This window comes from Serinicoccus kebangsaanensis (assembly GCF_008919445.1).
Classification (GTDB): Bacteria; Actinomycetota; Actinomycetes; order Actinomycetales; family Dermatophilaceae; genus Ornithinicoccus; species Ornithinicoccus kebangsaanensis.
Genome location: NZ_VSLG01000007.1, coordinates 26,279 through 43,291, shown reverse-complemented (window position 1 = coordinate 43,291; position 17,013 = coordinate 26,279). Strand labels below are relative to the sequence as shown.

Sequence of the window (17,013 nt, the reverse complement as noted above, 5' to 3'; positions counted from 1 at the left end):
GGCCCTCATCCTCGTCCCCGTCCTGGCGGCGCTGGGCTGATCCATGAGCTTCACCACCCGCCCGACCCTGACCGGCACCGTCGGCATGGTGTCCAGCACCCACTGGATCGCCTCCTCCGCCGGGATGCGCATGCTCGAGCTCGGCGGCAACGCCGCGGACGGAGCGGTCGCCGCCGGCTTCGTGCTGCAGGTCGTGGAGCCGCACCTGAACGGCCCCGGGGGCGACCTGCCGCTCATCGTCTCCTCCGTCGACGACCCCACCCCGCGCGTCCTGTGCGGCCAGGGGCCGGCACCCGCCGGGGCGACACCGCAGCATTTCGCCGAGGCGGGTCTGGAACGGGTGCCCGGCTCGGGACCGCTGGCCACGGCGGTGCCCGGCGCGGTCGACGCGTGGCTGACGCTGCTCCGCGACACGGGGACGCTCAGCGCGCAGGAGGCACTGGCCCCGGCGGTCCACTACGCCCGCCACGGTCACCCTGTGGTGGCGCGGGTGAGCTCGACGATCGAGTCAGTGCGGGAGCTGTTCACCGCCGACTGGCACACCTCGGCCGACCAGTGGCTCACCGCCGGGCGAGCGCCCGAGCCCGGGAGCATGGTCAGCAACCCCGCCTGGGCGGACACGCTGGAGCGGCTCATCGCGGCCGAGCGTGACGCCGTGCGTGCCGGGGGCTCGCGGGAGGCGGGCATCGACGCCGTCCTCGCCGCCTGGCGCCACGGCTTCGTGGCCGAGGCGATCGGTGCCTTCGCGCAGCGGGCCTTCCGGCACAGCGGCGGCGCGGTGCTGCCAGGGGTCATCACCGCCGAGGACGTCTCCGGCTTCGAGGCCACGTGGGAGGACGCCGTCACCGCCACCTGGCGTGGACACACCATCGCCAAGACCGGCCGGTGGGGCCAGGGGCCGACCCTGCTGCAGGTGCTGGCGATGGTCGACGAGGTCGCGCCGGGCGGCGGGCCGGTCGACCTCGACACGGTCGAGGGTGTGCATGTCCTGGTGGAGGCCTGGAAGCTGGCGATGGCCGACCGCGAGGCCTGGCTCGGCGACAGCGCCGCCGACGACGACCTCGTGCCGATGGAGGAGCTGCTCGGCGCGGACTACCTGCGCGGGCGTGCCGCGCTCATCGGCGACCGCGCCTCGCGAGAGCTGCGGCCCGGCTCCCCCGGTGGACGACCGCCGCGACTGGCCGCCCAGGCCGTGGCGGCCGAGGGCGCGGCGCTGGACCCCGCCGACGGGAGCGCCGGCGAGCCCACCGTGCAGCGGGACGGCGCGACCCGCGGCGACACCTGCCACGTGGACGTCGTGGACCGCTGGGGGATGCTCGTCTCGGCCACGCCCAGCGGCGGCTGGCTGCAGTCCAGCCCGTTCATCCCCGAGCTCGGCTTCGCCCTCGGCAGCCGGTTGCAGATGATGTGGCTGGAGCAGGGGCTTCCCAGCTCGCTCGTCCCGGGCCGCCGGCCGCGCACGACCCTGTCGCCGACCATGGTGCTGCGCGACGGCATACCCGTCCTGGCCTGCGGCACCCCCGGCGGCGACCAGCAGGACCAGTGGCAGAGCGTCTTCCTGCTGCGCCACCTCGCGGGGGGCGCCGGGCTGCAGGAGGCGGTCGACGCCCCGGTCTTCCACACCACGAGCTTCCCCGGGTCCTTCCACCCGCGCGCCAGCGAGCCCGGCGTGCTCGTCGCGGAGTCGCGGCTCGGTCCGGAGGTCCTCTCGGGGTTGCGGGACCGGGGCCACGAGGTGCTCGACCAGGGTCCGTGGAGCCTGGGCCGGATGTGTGCGGTCGCCCGGGACCCGGAGACCGGCGTGCTGAGCGCGGCGGCAAACCCCAGGGGGATGCAGGGGTATGCCGTCGGGCGTTGACTGAGGAGACCGCCTAGGCTGGCGGTGCACCCCAGATCCGCAGGAGGACCCGTGCCCGGTGGCAAGACCCGGCTGGCCAAGCAGGCGATCAAGTACGGACCCGTCGTCTACGCCATGGCCCAGAAGTACGGCCCGCAGGTCGTCGACCAGATCCTCAAGCAGCGCGAGCCGGCGACCAGGTTCGTGCAGGACCAGGCGGCGAAGGCCCGCACCAACCCCCGCAAGCACGCCCTCGCCCATGCCGACACCGTGGTGGAGGGCTCGCTGCAGCAGGTGTTCTACCGCGGCCAGCCCTACTGGGTCGTCTTCTCCCGCAACGAGCCGGTCGGCGTGCATCCCCACACCGACGCGCCCTTCGACAGCCTGCTGCTGAACGCCGACCCGGAGAAGCGGCATACCCCGGACGAGCTGCGGCGCACCGTCCACCTGCCGCGCAGGGGGAAGCGGTGAGCGGGACGCTCGGGGGGCGCACCGACTACACCGGCGAGGGGATCGCCGAGCAGGACGCCCCGGACGCGCCGCTCCCGCTGGTGCGGGCGTGGCTGGAGCAGGCCTCGGCGCGGCAGCAGGACCGGGGCGACGTGCCGGAGCCGTCGGCCCTGTCGGTGGCCACCGTGGACGGGGACGGTATGCCGGACGTCCGCACCGTGCTCATGCGCTTCCTCGACGGGACGGGGCCGGCGTTCCTCACCAACACCGGCTCCGCCAAGGGTCTGCAGCTGGGGCAGAACGACGCCGTGGCCGCGTCCCTCACCTGGCCCTCGATGTTCCGCGCGGTGCGGTTCCGCGGCCGTGCGGCGCTGCTCGACCGCGCCCTGGTGACCGAGTACTTCCGTAGCCGCCCCTACGGCTCCCGGATCAGCGCGCACGCCTCCGAGCAGAGCCGGCCCGTCGCGGACCGCGACTCCCTGGAGCGTGCCTACGCCGCCTGCGAACGCCGCTGGCCGGACCACGGCTCGGCGGACGACGTGCCCGTCCCCGACGGCTGGGGCGGGTATCGCATCCTGGCCGACCGGGTGGAGGTCTGGGCCGGTCGCCGGAACCGGCTGCACGACCGCCTGGTCTGGGACCGGGTCGGGCAGGGTGGCCTGGACGACCCGGACTGCTGGCGCCGGTCCAGGATCCAGCCGTGAGCGCCGGAGCGAGCCGACGACTGTCCCCGAGGACGCTTAGGATGGCACCGTGAGCGGCGATCTCATCGACACGACCGAGATGTACCTCAAGACCATCTTCGAGCTGGAGGAGGACGGCGTGCTGCCGATGCGCGCCCGCATCGCGGAGCGGCTCGGCCAGTCCGGGCCCACCGTCTCGCAGACGGTGGCGCGGATGGAGCGCGACGGCCTGCTGGAGCTGGCCGAGGACCGGCACCTGGTGCTCACCGGGAAGGGTCGCGGGGCGGCGGTCCGGGTGATGCGCAAGCACCGGCTCGCCGAGCGCCTGCTGACGGACGTCATCGGGCTCGACCCCGCCTACGTCCACGACGAGGCGTGCCGGTGGGAGCACGTCATGAGCGAGCAGGTGGAGAAGCGCATCCTGGAGCTCGTCGAGGACGGCGCCTGCTCTCCCTACGGCAACCCGATCCCCGGGCTGGACGAGCTGGGGCAGGCCGCCGCACCCGCCGCGCACGGGATCCCGAGCAGCGAGGTCGCCGAGCGCGACGGGCGCACCTCCACCCAGATCGTCCGGCTGGGGGAGCCGGTCCAGGTCGACCCCGAGGTGCTGGGGCTGCTGCTCGAGTCAGGGGTGCGTCCCGGGGCAGCGGTCGACGTCTGGGGCGAGGACGGCCGGACCATCGTGGAGGCCGCCGACGGTGAGGCGGTGTCGCTCCCGACCGACGTCGCCGCACACATCTTCTGCGTCGCCGAGACGTCGTCGTGATGTGAGATGGCTCACGCGTAACCTGGGAAAGCGGTCAACTACATCGGCATCTATGCAGGTCACAGGGCTTGTGACGGGTGAGGTCTTCACGAGTTGTCCACAACGTCGTTACCTGAACGTGACATTTGTCAGCCGCTCTGTGTAGTCTCGTCGAGTCCTCCTCCCTGGGGGGATCCCCGGCGCGTGACCGCCTAATCCTGTCCGCGCGCACTCGGGGCCGTGGCACGTAACAACACCGCTTGACAGGAGCGGGGGAACCACCTCATGGAGCCGTGTCGCTCCTCGGGGCGTAGGGCCGCAGACGTTGGCCCAGGGGCACTCCAGCCCTAGCCCGACAGCTGACCCCGCAGGCACTGGAGGATCTACATGACGCAGCGCACCACGGGCCGCCACCGTCGGCCCAGTCGCCTCAGCGCGACCGGAAGCACCCTGACCCGCACCGCCGCCGTCGCGGCCACGTCCACGGGCCTGCTGGCCGGCGCCACCCTGAGCGCCACGGCCACCCCCGACCTGTCCCAGGAGCGGGGCGAGGGCCTGCTGCGCCTGGGCGCGGGAGTCAGCGCCGACCGCACCGTGACGGTGGACCGCCCGGCCGAGGCCGCGGCCGCCCCCGAGGACATCGAGCTCGCCTCCTTCGGGATCAGCGGGTTCAGCGCCTACACCCCCGTCGAGGAGGAGCCGGTCGCCGAGGCCGAGCCCACCGTCGAGGAGCCGGTCGCCGAGCAGGTCGCCACCCGTGAGGAGACCAGCGCCAGCCGGACCAACGAGCGCGCCGCCACCGCGGAGCCCGCGGCCGAGCCCGAGCCCGCCGTGCAGGCCGAGCCGGAGCCGCAGCCGGCCGCTGCCGCCGCGCCCGCCGCTACCGGTGGGGTGGTAGGCATCGCCTCGCAGTACGTCGGTACCCCTTACCAGTGGGGTGGCAGCACGCCTGCCGGCTTCGACTGCTCTGGCTTCACGAGCTATGTCTTCGCCCAGGTGGGTATCAGTCTGCCGCGCACGGCAGCCCAGCAGCAGGCCTTCGCCACGCCGGTGAGCACCCCGCAGCCCGGTGACCTGGTCTTCTACGGGTACCCGGCCTACCACATCGGCATCTACGCCGGGAACGGCATGATGTACGACTCGCCGACCCCGGGCAAGGTGCTATCCCTGCGCGAGGTTTTCCCCGGCGTCTCCGGCTACGGCCGCGTGGGCTGACCGAGCACGCACCAGCCTGACCGATAGGCCCCGACCGCACTGGTCGGGGCCTATCGGCATCCCCGTGAGGGTGCGTCGCGAGGGCGCCCCCAATGCGGTGTCCCGCTCGCCGAGGTGCTGTGCCCGGGGCGGAGCTCCTCCGGGACCGCCTCTGAGACGGGGAGTCAGGCCAAGATGGTCCACAGGGGTCCGGCGCCGATGCCGAGGAGCACGCTGAGGGCGGCGGTGACGAGGGCAGCCGTGCGTGACCAGGAGAGTGGTGCGCGGGTCTCCGGGAGCTGCCCCGTGGGGTGGGCGTAGAGGGCGGCGATCCAGCGCAGGTAGTAGAACAGGCTGACGAGGGTGTTGAGGAGGGCGAGTACGCCTAGCCAGGCGTAGCCGGCGTCCCAGGCCGCGGCTGTGATCGTCAGCTTGCCGACGAAGACCACGGTGGGCGGGGTCCCCAGCAGCCCGAGCAGCGCCACGGCCAGCGCCGCCCCGAGCCACGGGTAGGACCTGGCCATCCCGCGGTAGGCGGCCAGCTCGCGCCCTGTCGGAAGAGCGGTCGTCACGGCGAAGGCTGCCAGGTTGGTCACGGTGTAGCCGGCCAGGTAGAGCAGTAGCGAAGGCAGCGCCAGGTCGCTGCGCCCGGCGACCGCGACCGGGACGAGCAGGTAGCCCACCTGGCTGACGGTGGACCAGCCGAGAAGTCGTCTGGGATCGGTCTGCCCGTAGGCGGCGAGGTTGCCCAACGTCATGCTCGCGACCGCCAGAGCGGCGACCAGAGCCGGCCAGGCCAGCGTGCCGGGCAGGACGCTGACGAGGCGGTACACGGCGATGACCGCACCGATCTTCGGCACGGTCGTGAGAAAGGCCGCGACCGCACCGCCGGCTCCCTGCGCCGCATCGGGGACCCAGAAGTGTCCCGGAACGCCACCAGCCTTGAACATCAGCCCGCCCAGCACCCCGACGAGGCCTGCGGCGACCACCCCTGTCGGCGCCTCGGCGAGCCGGTCGGTCAGCTCTGCGTACGACGTGGTGGCCGCCACACCGTAGAGCAGGGTGATACCGGCCAGCAGGAGGATGCCGAGGAGCGCGCCGAGCAAGTAGGTCTTCATCGCAGCCTCAGCCCCCAGGGCGGTGCCCGTGATGCCGATGAGCCCGTAGAGCGGAACGCTGGCCAGGAGGAACCCGACCGCGACGACGAGCAGGTCGTCCGCTCCGGCGAGGACCAGTGTCCCGGCGGTGGAGAAGAGCAGCAGCGCATAGGCTTCGCTCTCCCGGGGGCTGGCATCGATCTCGTCCGCCGCCAGCGCGAGCACCACCAAGGCACCGAGCGCGGCGACGAGACGCGCGACCCCGGTGGTCGTGTCCACGATGAAGGTTCCCTCCATGGCCGTCGTCGACGTACCGGACATGGCGACCGCGCCGAGGACGGCCGCGACGACCGAGGCGACACCGGCGATGACCCGGGTGACCCACTGGCGGGTGCGCGGCAGGAAGGACCCGCCGAGCAGCACCGCGAGCCCGCCGACGAAGAGCACGATCTCCGGCAGCAACAGCAGTGGTCGCATCGCCATGGACTCCACCGCGGCCTACCTCCCGACGAGCTGGACGACGAGGTCTGCAGCGGGCTCGACCACGCCGAGCAGTGGCCGTGGCAAGACTCCGATGAGCAGAGAGAGCGCCAGCAGCGGAGCCACCGACCAGAGTTCGGCCGGACGCAGGTCGCCGAATCCTCGTGAGGCGCCGTCGGTGGGGCCGGAGAAGAGGCGTTGCAGGGCCCGCAGGAACAGCGCGGCGGTGAGCAGGAGGCCGACCAGCGCGATCGCGGTCACTGGCGCCACGGCGATGCTCCCGGCGAAGACCTGGAACTCGGCGATGAACCCGGACAGGCCGGGCAGCCCGAGTGATGCGAACGCGCCGAGGGCGAAGAGCGTGGCCAGGCGCGGTGCGGGACCGGCCAGTCCGCCGTAGGAGCCCAGATCGTAGGTGCCCGCGCGCTCCCAGAACACGCCAACGAGCAGGAACAGGGCGGCAGTGATGAGGCCGTGGCTGACCATCTGCGTCACCGCACCGGTGACTGCGACCGACCGAGCCTGGGCGGTGCCCTCGGTCAGGATGCCCGCGGCACCGACGGCCAGCACCACATAGCCCATGTGGTTGACCGAGGTGTAGGCGATCATCCGCTTGAGGTCGGTCTGGGCGAGCGCGACCAGCGCGCCGTACACGACCGAGACGATGCCGACCACGAGGACCACCCAGGCCCAGGCCCGCCAGGCCTCGGGCAGCATCGGCATCGCGATCCGGACGAATCCATAGGTGCCCATCTTCAGCAGGACACCGGCGAGCACTGCCGACCCGACCGCGGGGGCGTCGGTATGCGCCGGCGGCAACCAGGTGTGGAACGGCACCGTGGGCGTCTTGACCGCCAGCCCCAGCAGGATCGCCGCGAGCACCAGCCCGCCGGCCGTCGGCGACCCGTCGAGCGGGGTCTGCTCGGCCAGCTCGACCATGTCGAAGGTATGCGGCTCAGCAGCGACGTAGAGCCCGATGAACCCTGCGAGCAGGGACAGCGAACCCAGGAAGGTGTAGAGGAAGAACTTCATCGCCGAGCGGCCGCGGTCCCCGTGGCCCCACCCGGCGATGACGAAGTACATCCCGACGATGGACAGGTCGAAGAAGAGGAAGAACAGGATGAGGTCGGCGGCGGCGAACAGGCCCAGGCTCACGCTCTGCAGGAAGAGGAAGAGCGCCGCCCGGGTGCGAGGCCGGTCCTGGTCGCGGAGGGCGAAGACCGCGCAGGCCAGGAAGATCACGGCTGTCATCGCCATGAGCGGCAGCGACAGGCCGTCCACACCTACGTGGTAGCTGCTGTCGACCCCCGGGATCCACCGCGCCCGCTCCTCGAAGGCCAGCCGGCCTGCCCCCGGTGGCTCGTAGGCCAGCCACAGGCCGGTGACGAGGGCCAGGTCGGCGGCCGCGACCACCACCCAGAGCCACCGTGCGGCTGCACCGTCCAGGCGTGGGATGACGACGAGGGCCACCGCGCCGAGCAGGGGCAGGAAGATGATCAGACTGAGCACAGTCACCTCACCGTGAGCAGGAGAAGGACGCCGACCACGAGGACGGCGACGGCTTGGACGTAGTAGTGATGAAGCTGCCCGCTCTGGGGGCGCCGCGCCACCTGGCCCAGCCGACGGACGCGGGCCGCAAGCCCTTCCACCAGACCGTCGACCCGGTGGTCGTCGACAGCGGCCACCTGCCGCGCCACGCTGATGGCACCCACCGCCATCGCGCCGACCCCCCGGTCCAGGACCCGGTCGTCGAACCGTGCAAGAGCCCGGGCCAGCGCCAGCGTCGGGACCACGACGGTGGTCCGGGCTGCCGTCTCCAGCCCGAGCCAGTGGCGGGCCAAGCGGGGGCGGGGAGGCGGGCGCCACCAGACGAGGGCGAGCATGAGGAGCGCGATGCCCGCGGACCCGGCCATCTCAGCCATGCCCGGGTGCGCGGGTTCCTCCCCGAGGGCGCGGGCGAAGGTGTCACCCACCGGGGGGAGCGCGAGCAGACCCAAGGTCACCGCGCCGAGGGCGAGCGCCAGCATCGGCAGACGCTCGAGCAGGCCGATGTGGCCGGTGCCCGGCTGCTCCTCGTCGAGATGCTCCTTCACGCGGGTGCGGTCCTGCGCGGGGACGCGACCCCAGACGGCGAGAAGGATCCTGCCGGAGTAGGCGGCGGACAAGGCAGCCGCGGCCATGCCCACGGCAAACAACCAGGGTGACCGGGCCAGCGCCGCGGCCAGCACGGCATCCTTGGTCGCCCACAGCGCGAGGGGTGCCACCCCAGCCAGCGAGAGCACCCCCAGGGTGCTGGCCCAGCCGACCAGCGGCCAGCGCCGGGCGACCCCGCGCAGGCCGGTCAGGTGCTTGGTGCCCAAGGCGTTGAGCCAGGCCCCGGCAGCGAGGAAGAGCAGCGCCTTGGTCGAGGCGTGCGCCACGAGGTGAGCGGCGCCCCCACCCACCGTGCCCAGCCCGGCCCCCATCACGACGAAGCCCAGCTGGGCCGAGGTGGAAGCAGCGAGCAGCTGTTTGAGGTCCTGCTGGGCTAGCGCCACAGCACCCAGGAGGAGCGCGGTGCTCGCGCCGACCCAGGCGGCGGCAGGCCCGGCCCATCCCGTCGAGGCGAGCAGCGGCTCGGTGCGTAGCAGCAGGTAGCCGCCCATGGCCACCATCGCGGCCGAGTGCAGCAGCGCGCTGACCGGGCTGGGGCCCTCCATCGCCCTGGACAGCCAGAACGAGAACGGGAGCTGGGCCGCCTTGCCGAGGGCAGCGACGAGCACACCACCGGCCAGGACGTGCCGCCAGGCGTCGTCCGCGGCCGACAGATCCGTCAGTGCCAGCCCGCCGCCGCCGGCGAGAGCCGCCCCACCCGCCAGGTAGAGGCCCAGGTCAGCCGCCCGGGTCACCAGGAAGGCGGTGGTGCCGGCGCGGACCCTGCGCTGCTCGTGCCACCAGAAGCCGACGAGGGCGAAGGAGGTCGCGCCCATGACCTCCCAGGCCAGGAGAAGCGCGGGCAGCGTCTGCGCGGTGGCAGTCAGCAACGCACCGGCGGCGAAGAGGAGCATGAGCCCATGGAAGCGGGCGCGGGACCGTTGGATCTCACCCGCGGAGAAGAGGAGCACCAGAAGGGTCACGACCGCGATCGTGGGGACGACGAGCGCCGACAGGGGGTCGACCCCGAGCGCGAGGTGGCTGCCGGCCATGAACGGCACTCCCACCTGCGGCCCGGTCACGCTCACGAAGAGCGCCAGAGCAGCCGTGACTCCTGCCGTGACCAGGGAGGCGGTGACCGCCGCGCGCTGTGGACGAAGGAGCGTCAGAGCGGCACCGACCAGCGCTGGCAGCAGCACGAGGAGCCACAGAGCGGTCTCAGCGGTGGACTGACTCATCGGGTGAGGTCCGTCGCCATGTCGGTCATGTCGACCCGGCGGGACCGGTGCAGCAAGGTGGCGACGGCGAACCCCATAGCCATCTCCAGCGTCATCGCGGCGATGATGACCAGGAGCAAGACCTGTCCCGTAGGGTCGGGCGCCAGGAACCACCAGCAGGCGGCCGCGGCGAGGATGACCGCGTTGATCATCAGCTCCAGGCCCATCATCACCATCACCACGACCTGTTGAGAGATCGCGCCGTAGAGACCGACGGAGAAGATCGCCGCGGCGATGAGCAGAGCGGCTTCCAGGGTCATCGGCCCACCCCACCGGGCTGGTGGTCGTCGGCCGGGCGCCGCCTTAGGTCGTCGCCGAGCCGGTCGTACCGGGTGCGGGGCGCGGCGAGCACCACCCCGGCCACGATGGTGGCGACCATGACCGGGCTGATGACGGCCATGACCAGCATCTGCCGCCCCATGAGAGCTTCACCCAACGCCACCGTGACGTCGGGTTGAGGATTGCCCCGACGGGTGGGCCAGTCCACCAGCAGGATCCCGGCCGCCAGGATGAGGAAGGCCAGAACCGCTGCGGCGAGGGCGGTCCGGTTGCTGTGCACCATGCTCATCGGCATCAGGGCCGGGTTCATCCCCATGAACATCACCATGTAGACCGCCATGACCGCCATCTCCATGACCATCATGAGGATGATGACCACGCCGACATAGCTCTGCTGAAGCATCAGCACCTGCACCCCTACCGCGACGAAGGACACGGCGAGGCCGTACGTGGCCCGGGCCATCGAGTCCACGACGAAGACCACCGCACCGCCCAGGACCGCCACCAGACCCAGCACCCAGAAAGCGACGTCGACGACCACCACGGTCAGGACCTCCATACCGCGACGACGGCGACGAGCAGGTCCTGCACCAGCACTGCGGGGAGCAGCACCAACCAGCCCAGCTCCATGAACGTGTCCGGACGCAGGGCGGGGAGCTTGCGGCGTGCCCAGACCAGCAGGGAGAGCACGGCCAGGGTCTTGAGCAGGACCCAGGCCCAGCCCGGCAGCACCGGCCCGGCCCCACCGCCCAGAAACATCGGAACCGCGAAGGCTGCCCCGGCGGCGAGCAGCGCGTAGCGTCCTGTCTCGAACAGCAGCCGGTCCACCCCGGACAGCTCGGCCCGCACGCCGCCGGCGATGTCAACACCCAGCGCCGGGGCGAACGGCCCCCACACCGAGAATCCGGCCACCCCCAGCAGGTATACAGCGAACGCCACCGGCATCCAGACGGCGAACCACACCCCGTCCTGCGCGGCGGCGACCATGCCGACGTTGAGGCTTCCCGCAGCGATCGCCGGGGCGACGAGGGCAAACATCAGAGGCAACTCGTAACCCAGGCCATGCGCCAGGAACCGGTACCCCCCGACCAGCGCGTGCGTCGAGTTGGCGCCCCACCCGGTCAGCCACACCACGGCCCAGACCATGACGTCCATCGCGTTGAACCAGACGACGCCCACGTCGAGGTCGGCGACCGTCCACCGGCCCAGGGGCACCACCGCAACCATCAGGGCCGCTGCGACGACGAGCCCAGCTCCACCGACGCGCCAGAGCAGGGTGTCAGCCTGCACGGTGGTGCGGCGGCGCTGCCGCATCAACCGAGCCGCCTCGCCCAACGGCCGGCCAGCTCCGCCGCCGACACCCAGCGATGATCCCGCAGAGCGCGCGCACAGGACGCCATCGAGCACAGCCGCGACGATGACCAGGGCGCCGAGCACGGCCACCACCCCGATCCCCCAGCCGGGCGCGACAGTGACGACCGGTAGGACCCCGTCCCGCGGGAGCGAGGACTCGAGCGACTCACCCACGGTTTGCCTCCGGCAGAGCTCCCAGAGCGGCGCGCCGCGGGCCGACGTCGAGACCGGCGATGATGAGACGCACGGCGGCGAGGTCCAGACCCACGACCACCCCGGCCAGTTCGTCGACCGGGATCCCTGGACGGTCCTCGGGCGGCGGCGCCGCCTCAGCGCGCGCCAGCAGACCGACGAGCCGGTCGTAGGCATCACCCGCGACGTCCGCGGGAAGGCCAAGGAGACGGACGTCGTCCGCGGTCAGTGGTCCCAGGCCACGCATCGACCAGCGCAACGGCCAGGAGCGACGCACCCGACGCCGCAGCCGCGCGAGCCCTGCTCGCCCGACCCTACTGACTGGTGAGGAGTCTCGGACCCGCCGGGCCTGCTCCGCTGCGTCGTCCCACCCGGCGATCGTCAGCATGGACACGACCTGGTCCAGCGCCCTGGCCCGCGGCCCAACCCGATCTCCACCCTGGTCCGCGGCGCTGACCACCTCGGCGCGCGCGTCCGTGACGATGTCCCCCTGCAGCGAGCAGTGCAGCACCAGGCCTGCCGGCCAGTGCGGCAAGACCGGCCCCAGCCGCACCTCGAGGAGGTCCATCTCCAGCCCGTCCCGGTCTTCAGCCCCCTCCGCCAGGCGGATGCCACCCGGCGACATCCCCATGTCCCCGTGACCCGCGTGGGCGTCGTGGTCTGCGTGCCCCTCGACGTGGTCGTCGTTCCGGTGGTCCTCACTCCTTTGCGGGGCTTCGCCTGCCCCAGGATCCTCGGACCCCCGGTGCCCTGCCCCGTCGCCAGTTCGGCGCCCGTCGAGCAGGTCTGGCGCCTCGGGACGATCATGGGCGTCGCGCCGGTGGCGGTCCTCGTCGAGCAACCTGGCCTGCGCGTCCACGAGGGCTGGGGAGACATCGCTACGGTCGCGGATGTCGACCCGCACCCGCGGGCCCGGCATCTGGTGCCATACAAGGTCTACCGCCTCGTTCAGCGTCGGACCGGGCGACCCGCAGACGACAAGGACGTCCGCGTCTGCCGGTGACCGGGCGAGCCGCCACCCGCGGTCCAGCACCGCGCGCTCGGCAGCCATTCGGGTCCCGTCCCACCCGGGTGTCTCCACGACCAGGACGTGCGCGTGGCGGGCCGCCGACCTGGCCATGGCGTCCCTCAGACCCATCGGAACGCCCCCTCGCGCCAGGCCCAGAGAACGGCGACGAACAGGGCGCCGAGGAAGAGGAACATCTCCAGGATCGCGGACACCCCGACCTGGACCACGACAACGGCCCAGGGGTACATGAAGAGCATCTCCACGTCGAAGGCGAGGAAGATCACTGACGCGACGTACCACCGCACGTGGTAGCGGGACAGAGCATGTTGCTGGGGGACAGATCCCGACTCGAAGGGCAAGGCGTGCAGGGGATGCGCGGCCAGCGTCGTCGCCCGGTGCAGGGCATACATCCCCAGCACCGAGGTCACGACGACGGCAGCCACCACGATGATCCCGAGATACATCGATCGCCCTCAGCGCGCCGAGCCTGCTGTCGACGGCGCGTCCACGGGTGCACGTGCCGGTGTCGGAGTGCCGCCGGCGGGTGCGGCCTGGTCGTCGGCCTTGGCCTTGAAGGTCCGCAGCCGCAGGCTGTTGGAGACGACGAACACCGACGAGAGGGCCATCGCGGCACCGGCGAGCATGGGGTTGAGCAGCCCGAAGGCGGCCAGGGGGATGGCGGCGGTGTTGTAGGCGAAGGCCCAGAACAGGTTGGTCTTGATCGTGCCCAGCGTCTTGCGCGACAGCCGGATCGCGTCCGCGGCGGCGCGCAGGTCGCCGCGCACCAGGGTGATGTCGGCGGCCTCGATCGCGACGTCGGTGCCGGTCCCCATCGCCAGGCCGAGGTCGGCCTGAGCCAGGGCGGGGGCGTCGTTGACGCCGTCGCCCACCATGGCGACGACCTTGCCCTCGCCCTGCAGGCGGGCGACGACATCGACCTTGTCCTTGGGCATGACTTCGGCGATCACCTGGGTGATGCCGACCTCGGCGGCGACCTGCTGAGCCACGGCCTGGTTGTCGCCGGTCAGCAGCACCGGCGTCAGCCCCAGGTCGGTGAACTGGCGGATCGCCTCGGCAGAGGTGGGCTTGATCTGGTCGGACACGACCAGCACGCCGCGGGCTGCCCCGTCCCAGCCGACAGCGATGGCCGTCTTGCCCTCGGCCTCGGCGGCCTGCTTCGCGGCCTTGAGGTCCTCGTCGAGGTGGATCGACCAGTCCGCCAGCAGCGACTCGCGGCCGGCCAGGACGGCGTGGCCGTCGATGACGCCTTGGACGCCCTTGCCCTCGATGTTGTCGAAGGACTCCGGGGTCGGCAGGTCGCCGACCTCGGCGACGGCGCCGGTGGCGACGGCCTGGGCGATGGGGTGCTCGGAGTAGTCCTCCAGCCCGCCGGCCAGGCGCAGCAGCTCGGCCCGGTCGGTGTCGTCGGCGGTGATCACGTCGGTCAGGGTCATCTTGCCGGTGGTGACGGTGCCGGTCTTGTCCAGGACGATCGTGTCGACCTTGCGGGTGGACTCCAGCACCTCGGGGCCCTTGATGAGCACACCCATCTGGGCGCCGCGGCCGGTGCCGACCAGCAGCGCGGTCGGGGTGGCCAGGCCCAGGGCGCACGGGCAGGCGATGATCAGCACCGCCACGGCGGCGGTGAACCCGGCACTGAGCGGGAACCCGGCACCGATCCAGGCGCCGAGAGCGGCGACGGCGATCGCGATCGCGATCGGCACGAACACCCCGGAGACGCGGTCGGCCAGGCGCTGGATCTCGGCCTTGCCGGACTGGGCGTCCTCGACGAGCTTGGCCATCTGCGCCAGCTGGGTGTCGGACCCGACGCGGGTGGCGCGGACGACGAGGCGTCCGCCGGCGTTGACGGTCGCGCCGGTGACACTGTCGCCCTCGCCGACCTCGACCGGGACCGACTCGCCGGTGAGCAAGGACGCATCGATGGCGCTGGAACCGGAGGTGATGGTGCCGTCGGTGGCGATCTTCTCGCCGGGCCGAACCACGAACTCGTCCCCGACGCTCAACTCCTCAGTGGAGATCCGCTCCTCCTTGCCGCCCCGCAGGACGGAGACCTCCTTCGCGCCGAGCTCGAGCAGCGCACGGAGGGCTGCTCCGGCGCGGCGCTTGGAACGCTTCTCGAAGTAGCGGCCCAGCAGGATGAACGTGATCACCCCGGCGGCGACCTCCAGGTAGATGTGCCCGAGGCCGTCGGAGCGGGAAATGGTGAGCTCGAACGGGTGGACCACGCCGCGGTCGCCGGCGGTGCCGAAGAACAGCGCCACGATCGACCAGATCATCGCCGCGCTCGTGCCCACGGAGATGAGCGTGTCCATCGTGGCGGCACCGTGCTTGAGGTTCATCCAGGCCGCCTTGTGGAACGGCCACCCCGCCCACACCACCACGGGTGCGGCCAGGACCAGGGAGGCGAAACCCCAGTAGTCGAACTGCAACGCCGGGATCATCGCCATCGCGATCACCGGGACCGCGAGCACCGCCGAACCGATGAGCCGCTGGCGCAGCGTGCGCAGCTCGGCGTCCTCACGGGACTCGCCCTCATCCCCGTCGCTGGGCTTCTCACCCTTGGGGGTAGGGAGCTCGGCGGTGTAGCCGGTCTTCTCCACCTCCGCGATCAGCAGCTGCGGGTCATAGCCCTCCGGGGCGGTGACGCTGGCCTTCTCGGTCGCGTAGTTCACGCTCGCGGTGATGCCGTCGAGCTTGTTCAGCTTCTTCTCGATCCGGTTCGCGCACGACGCACACGTCATGCCACCGATCTGCAGCTCGACGCCGGTCAGATCGACCCTGGTGCCGACGCTCCCGGCACCGACGTTCTCCGTACCGATGCCGCCCGTACTCGCGTTCTCAGTGGTCATGGTCCTCTCCTGCCTCGTGCTCGTCCTGACGCTGCCCGTCGCCGGTGCTGGTCGGGCCGCCGCTGCTGGTGCCGGCGGTGTCGATCACCAGCGGCGCGGTGTGCACCTGGCCGCCCGTCTGGAAGTCCAGGAACAACAGGTATCGCCCCTCGGTCGGCGCGGTGACATCGAACGCGACCTCCGGTCCCGACGTCTGCCCGGCGGCAGGTGCGTCGCCGTGGGGGTGGACGTGCAGGTAGGCCAGGTCGCCGTCGCGCAGCGCGACCAGGTGCCCGTACGCGCCCAGGTAGGGCTCCAGCGTCGTGACCGGCTCCCCGTCGCGGGTGATAGTCATGGTCAGCGCCGAGGACTCGCCCGCGACCAGGTCACCGGTCACCGCGACGTCGAAGCCGTCCACGGTGGTCTCGGCGAGTGGTTCGGCCGGTACCGAGGCGTAGTCGCCGGGCACCTGCAGCGTGGTCGAGAGCGTGATGCCCTCCCCGGTCTGGCCGGGCACGAAGTCCGCGAACACCCGGTAGCTGCCGGCCGCGTCCCACTGCCACGGGATCGACCAGGCGCCGTCGGCGTCCCTCTCGGGGTGCACGTGGCGGAACTGCTGCCCGTCGGCGCGGACGACGATCAGGTGCAGCTCCTCCTCGTGCTCGGTCTCGAAGTCCGTCACTGCTGCCCCGTCGGGTCCGGTCACCGTCAGCGACAGCTCTCCGTCGGTGCCGGCGCCGGTCGGGGCACTGATGCCGGTGAGCTGGTAGCCGTCGGAGGCCACGCCCAGTCCTAGGGGCGACGGGGCCGCGTCGTGGCCGGCGCGTCCGCCCGCGCCGGTCACATCCTCTGCTGCCTGGTCGTGGGTGGCGTGGTCGCCGCTGCCCTCTGCCCAGGCCTGCACGGTGTCGGCAGGGACGACCGCGCCCGCCGTGGCGAACGCCACGGCGAACACGGCCACCAGCCCGGCGGAGTAGAGGCCGAGCCGCGCAGGCGCCTGCATCTCAGCTCCTGACAGCGGCGTAGCCAGCCTCGTCGACCGCCGCGATCACGGCGGCATCATCGACCGGCTGCTCGCTGGTCACGGCCAGTTGCCCGGTCTGAGCACTGACCTCGATCGCGGTGACGCCCGGGACCTGCGAGACCTCGGATCGTACCGATCCCTCGCAGTGTCCGCAGGTCATCCCGGTCACCTGAAACTCGGTCGTGGTCGCCATGTCCTGATCTCCTCACGTCGTTGGGTCCTGACGGTTGCACTCTATACCCCCATGGGGTATCCAGCAACTGGAGGTCGTCGCGCTCGGTCACAGGATGAGTCGCCTGTCGTGCGTACCCGGGCAGCGCGAGCAGACGGAGACACGCATGCGAGGGCTGCTTCTGTGCCGGCCTGCGCGAAGGACGGTCTCCGTCGTCGCTGCTTCCGGCCTTCGGGCAA

Annotated in this window: 17 protein-coding genes and 1 riboswitch; of the genes, 6 read left to right on the top strand and 11 right to left on the bottom strand. The window is 71.8% G+C overall.

Annotation, left to right across the window (positions count from 1 at the left end; translation table 11 throughout):
* Window positions 1-43 precede the first annotated feature (43 nt).
* From FXF60_RS09190 to FXF60_RS16940, 5 genes are all read left to right on the top strand, one after another.
* Window positions 44-1,858, top strand: coding sequence for a gamma-glutamyltransferase family protein (locus FXF60_RS09190; RefSeq protein WP_151525671.1), 1,815 nt, complete (start codon window positions 44-46; stop codon window positions 1,856-1,858).
* Between the two features lie 51 nt (window positions 1,859-1,909).
* Window positions 1,910-2,308 carry a hypothetical protein gene (locus FXF60_RS09185; RefSeq protein ID WP_151525670.1) on the top strand — a complete coding sequence of 133 codons (399 nt, stop codon included), beginning with the start codon at window positions 1,910-1,912 and terminating at the stop codon, window positions 2,306-2,308.
* Window positions 2,305-2,991 carry a pyridoxamine 5'-phosphate oxidase gene (pdxH, locus tag FXF60_RS09180; protein ID WP_151525669.1) on the top strand — a complete coding sequence of 229 codons (687 nt, stop codon included), beginning with the start codon at window positions 2,305-2,307 and terminating at the stop codon, window positions 2,989-2,991. Before FXF60_RS09185 ends, pdxH begins: the two co-directional genes overlap by 4 nt.
* 49 nt (window positions 2,992-3,040) lie before the next feature.
* Window positions 3,041-3,736 carry an iron-dependent transcriptional repressor DtxR gene (locus FXF60_RS09175; protein ID WP_151525668.1) on the top strand — a complete coding sequence of 232 codons (696 nt, stop codon included), beginning with the start codon at window positions 3,041-3,043 and terminating at the stop codon, window positions 3,734-3,736.
* A gap of 223 nt (window positions 3,737-3,959) precedes the next feature.
* Window positions 3,960-4,104: riboswitch (cyclic di-AMP (ydaO/yuaA leader) on the top strand.
* Window positions 4,103-4,930, top strand: a complete 828-nt coding sequence (locus FXF60_RS16940; RefSeq protein ID WP_151525667.1) for a C40 family peptidase — start codon at window positions 4,103-4,105, stop codon at window positions 4,928-4,930. It overlaps the preceding riboswitch by 2 nt.
* 164 nt (window positions 4,931-5,094) lie before the next feature.
* Here FXF60_RS16940 and FXF60_RS09165 read toward each other — a convergent pair whose 3' ends face one another.
* Genes FXF60_RS09165 through FXF60_RS16675 form a run of 7 tightly spaced genes read right to left on the bottom strand, consistent with a single transcriptional unit; the run spans window position 5,095 to window position 12,345 of the window.
* The gene (locus tag FXF60_RS09165) at window positions 5,095-6,489 is read right to left on the bottom strand and encodes an NADH-quinone oxidoreductase subunit N (RefSeq protein ID WP_202879600.1); all 1,395 of its coding nucleotides are present in this window, start codon (window positions 6,487-6,489) and stop codon (window positions 5,095-5,097) included.
* Between the two features lie 15 nt (window positions 6,490-6,504).
* Window positions 6,505-8,001, bottom strand: a complete 1,497-nt coding sequence (locus FXF60_RS09160; RefSeq protein WP_238335788.1) for a complex I subunit 4 family protein — start codon at window positions 7,999-8,001, stop codon at window positions 6,505-6,507.
* Complete coding sequence (locus FXF60_RS09155; RefSeq protein ID WP_151525666.1) at window positions 7,998-9,857, bottom strand: NADH-quinone oxidoreductase subunit 5 family protein; 1,860 nt, start codon at window positions 9,855-9,857, stop codon at window positions 7,998-8,000. The genes FXF60_RS09160 and FXF60_RS09155 overlap by 4 nt, the downstream gene beginning before the upstream one ends.
* Entirely contained in the window at window positions 9,854-10,156 is a 303-nt protein-coding gene (locus tag FXF60_RS09150; RefSeq protein ID WP_151525665.1) for an NADH-quinone oxidoreductase subunit NuoK, read from the bottom strand. The genes FXF60_RS09155 and FXF60_RS09150 overlap by 4 nt, the downstream gene beginning before the upstream one ends.
* Window positions 10,153-10,734, bottom strand: a complete 582-nt coding sequence (locus FXF60_RS09145) for an NADH-quinone oxidoreductase subunit J (protein ID WP_238335787.1) — start codon at window positions 10,732-10,734, stop codon at window positions 10,153-10,155. Before FXF60_RS09145 ends, FXF60_RS09150 begins: the two co-directional genes overlap by 4 nt.
* A complete protein-coding gene (locus FXF60_RS09140; protein ID WP_238335786.1) occupies window positions 10,722-11,702 on the bottom strand; it encodes a complex I subunit 1 family protein in 981 nt (326 codons plus the stop codon). The genes FXF60_RS09145 and FXF60_RS09140 overlap by 13 nt, the downstream gene beginning before the upstream one ends.
* A complete protein-coding gene (locus tag FXF60_RS16675) occupies window positions 11,695-12,345 on the bottom strand; it encodes a hypothetical protein (protein ID WP_202879599.1) in 651 nt (216 codons plus the stop codon). Before FXF60_RS16675 ends, FXF60_RS09140 begins: the two co-directional genes overlap by 8 nt.
* 12 nt (window positions 12,346-12,357) lie before the next feature.
* Between FXF60_RS16675 and FXF60_RS16670 the strand changes: the two genes are divergently transcribed.
* Entirely contained in the window at window positions 12,358-12,723 is a 366-nt protein-coding gene (locus tag FXF60_RS16670; RefSeq protein ID WP_202879598.1) for a hypothetical protein, read from the top strand.
* 125 nt (window positions 12,724-12,848) lie between these two features.
* Here the strand turns inward: FXF60_RS16670 and FXF60_RS09130 are convergent, their stop codons facing one another.
* The 4 genes from FXF60_RS09130 to FXF60_RS09115 form a co-directional block, all read right to left on the bottom strand.
* Entirely contained in the window at window positions 12,849-13,193 is a 345-nt protein-coding gene (locus tag FXF60_RS09130) for an NADH-quinone oxidoreductase subunit A (RefSeq protein WP_151525663.1), read from the bottom strand.
* A 9-nt stretch (window positions 13,194-13,202) separates the two neighbouring features.
* Window positions 13,203-15,491 carry a heavy metal translocating P-type ATPase gene (locus FXF60_RS09125; RefSeq protein ID WP_151525761.1) on the bottom strand — a complete coding sequence of 763 codons (2,289 nt, stop codon included), beginning with the start codon at window positions 15,489-15,491 and terminating at the stop codon, window positions 13,203-13,205.
* A 97-nt stretch (window positions 15,492-15,588) separates the two neighbouring features.
* On the bottom strand, window positions 15,589-16,581 hold the full coding sequence (locus FXF60_RS09120) for a DUF8832 domain-containing protein (RefSeq protein ID WP_151525662.1): 993 nt from the start codon (window positions 16,579-16,581) through the stop codon (window positions 15,589-15,591).
* Between the two features lies 1 nt (window position 16,582).
* Window positions 16,583-16,795 carry a heavy-metal-associated domain-containing protein gene (locus FXF60_RS09115; protein WP_151525661.1) on the bottom strand — a complete coding sequence of 71 codons (213 nt, stop codon included), beginning with the start codon at window positions 16,793-16,795 and terminating at the stop codon, window positions 16,583-16,585.
* Window positions 16,796-17,013: the final 218 nt, after the last annotated feature.

Bases quoted from the DNA above. Each gene is read 5' to 3' on its own strand.
- FXF60_RS09150 (WP_151525665.1), bottom strand. From the start codon at position 10,156: ATGACCCTGGAAGCCGCTCTGCTCATCGCCGCGGCGATCTTCTCCGTC.
- FXF60_RS16675 (WP_202879599.1), bottom strand. From the start codon at position 12,345: ATGTCGCCGGGTGGCATCCGCCTGGCGGAGGGGGCTGAAGACCGGGAC.
- FXF60_RS16940 (WP_151525667.1), top strand. From the start codon at position 4,103: ATGACGCAGCGCACCACGGGCCGCCACCGTCGGCCCAGTCGCCTCAGC.
- FXF60_RS09120 (WP_151525662.1), bottom strand. From the start codon at position 16,581: ATGCAGGCGCCTGCGCGGCTCGGCCTCTACTCCGCCGGGCTGGTGGCC.
- FXF60_RS09125 (WP_151525761.1), bottom strand. From the start codon at position 15,491: ATGACGTGTGCGTCGTGCGCGAACCGGATCGAGAAGAAGCTGAACAAG.
- FXF60_RS09115 (WP_151525661.1), bottom strand. From the start codon at position 16,795: ATGGCGACCACGACCGAGTTTCAGGTGACCGGGATGACCTGCGGACAC.
- FXF60_RS09155 (WP_151525666.1), bottom strand. From the start codon at position 9,857: ATGAGTCAGTCCACCGCTGAGACCGCTCTGTGGCTCCTCGTGCTGCTG.
- FXF60_RS09145 (WP_238335787.1), bottom strand. From the start codon at position 10,734: ATGGAGGTCCTGACCGTGGTGGTCGTCGACGTCGCTTTCTGGGTGCTG.
- FXF60_RS09130 (WP_151525663.1), bottom strand. From the start codon at position 13,193: ATGTATCTCGGGATCATCGTGGTGGCTGCCGTCGTCGTGACCTCGGTG.
- FXF60_RS09165 (WP_202879600.1), bottom strand. From the start codon at position 6,489: ATGGCGATGCGACCACTGCTGTTGCTGCCGGAGATCGTGCTCTTCGTC.
- FXF60_RS09190 (WP_151525671.1), top strand. From the start codon at position 44: ATGAGCTTCACCACCCGCCCGACCCTGACCGGCACCGTCGGCATGGTG.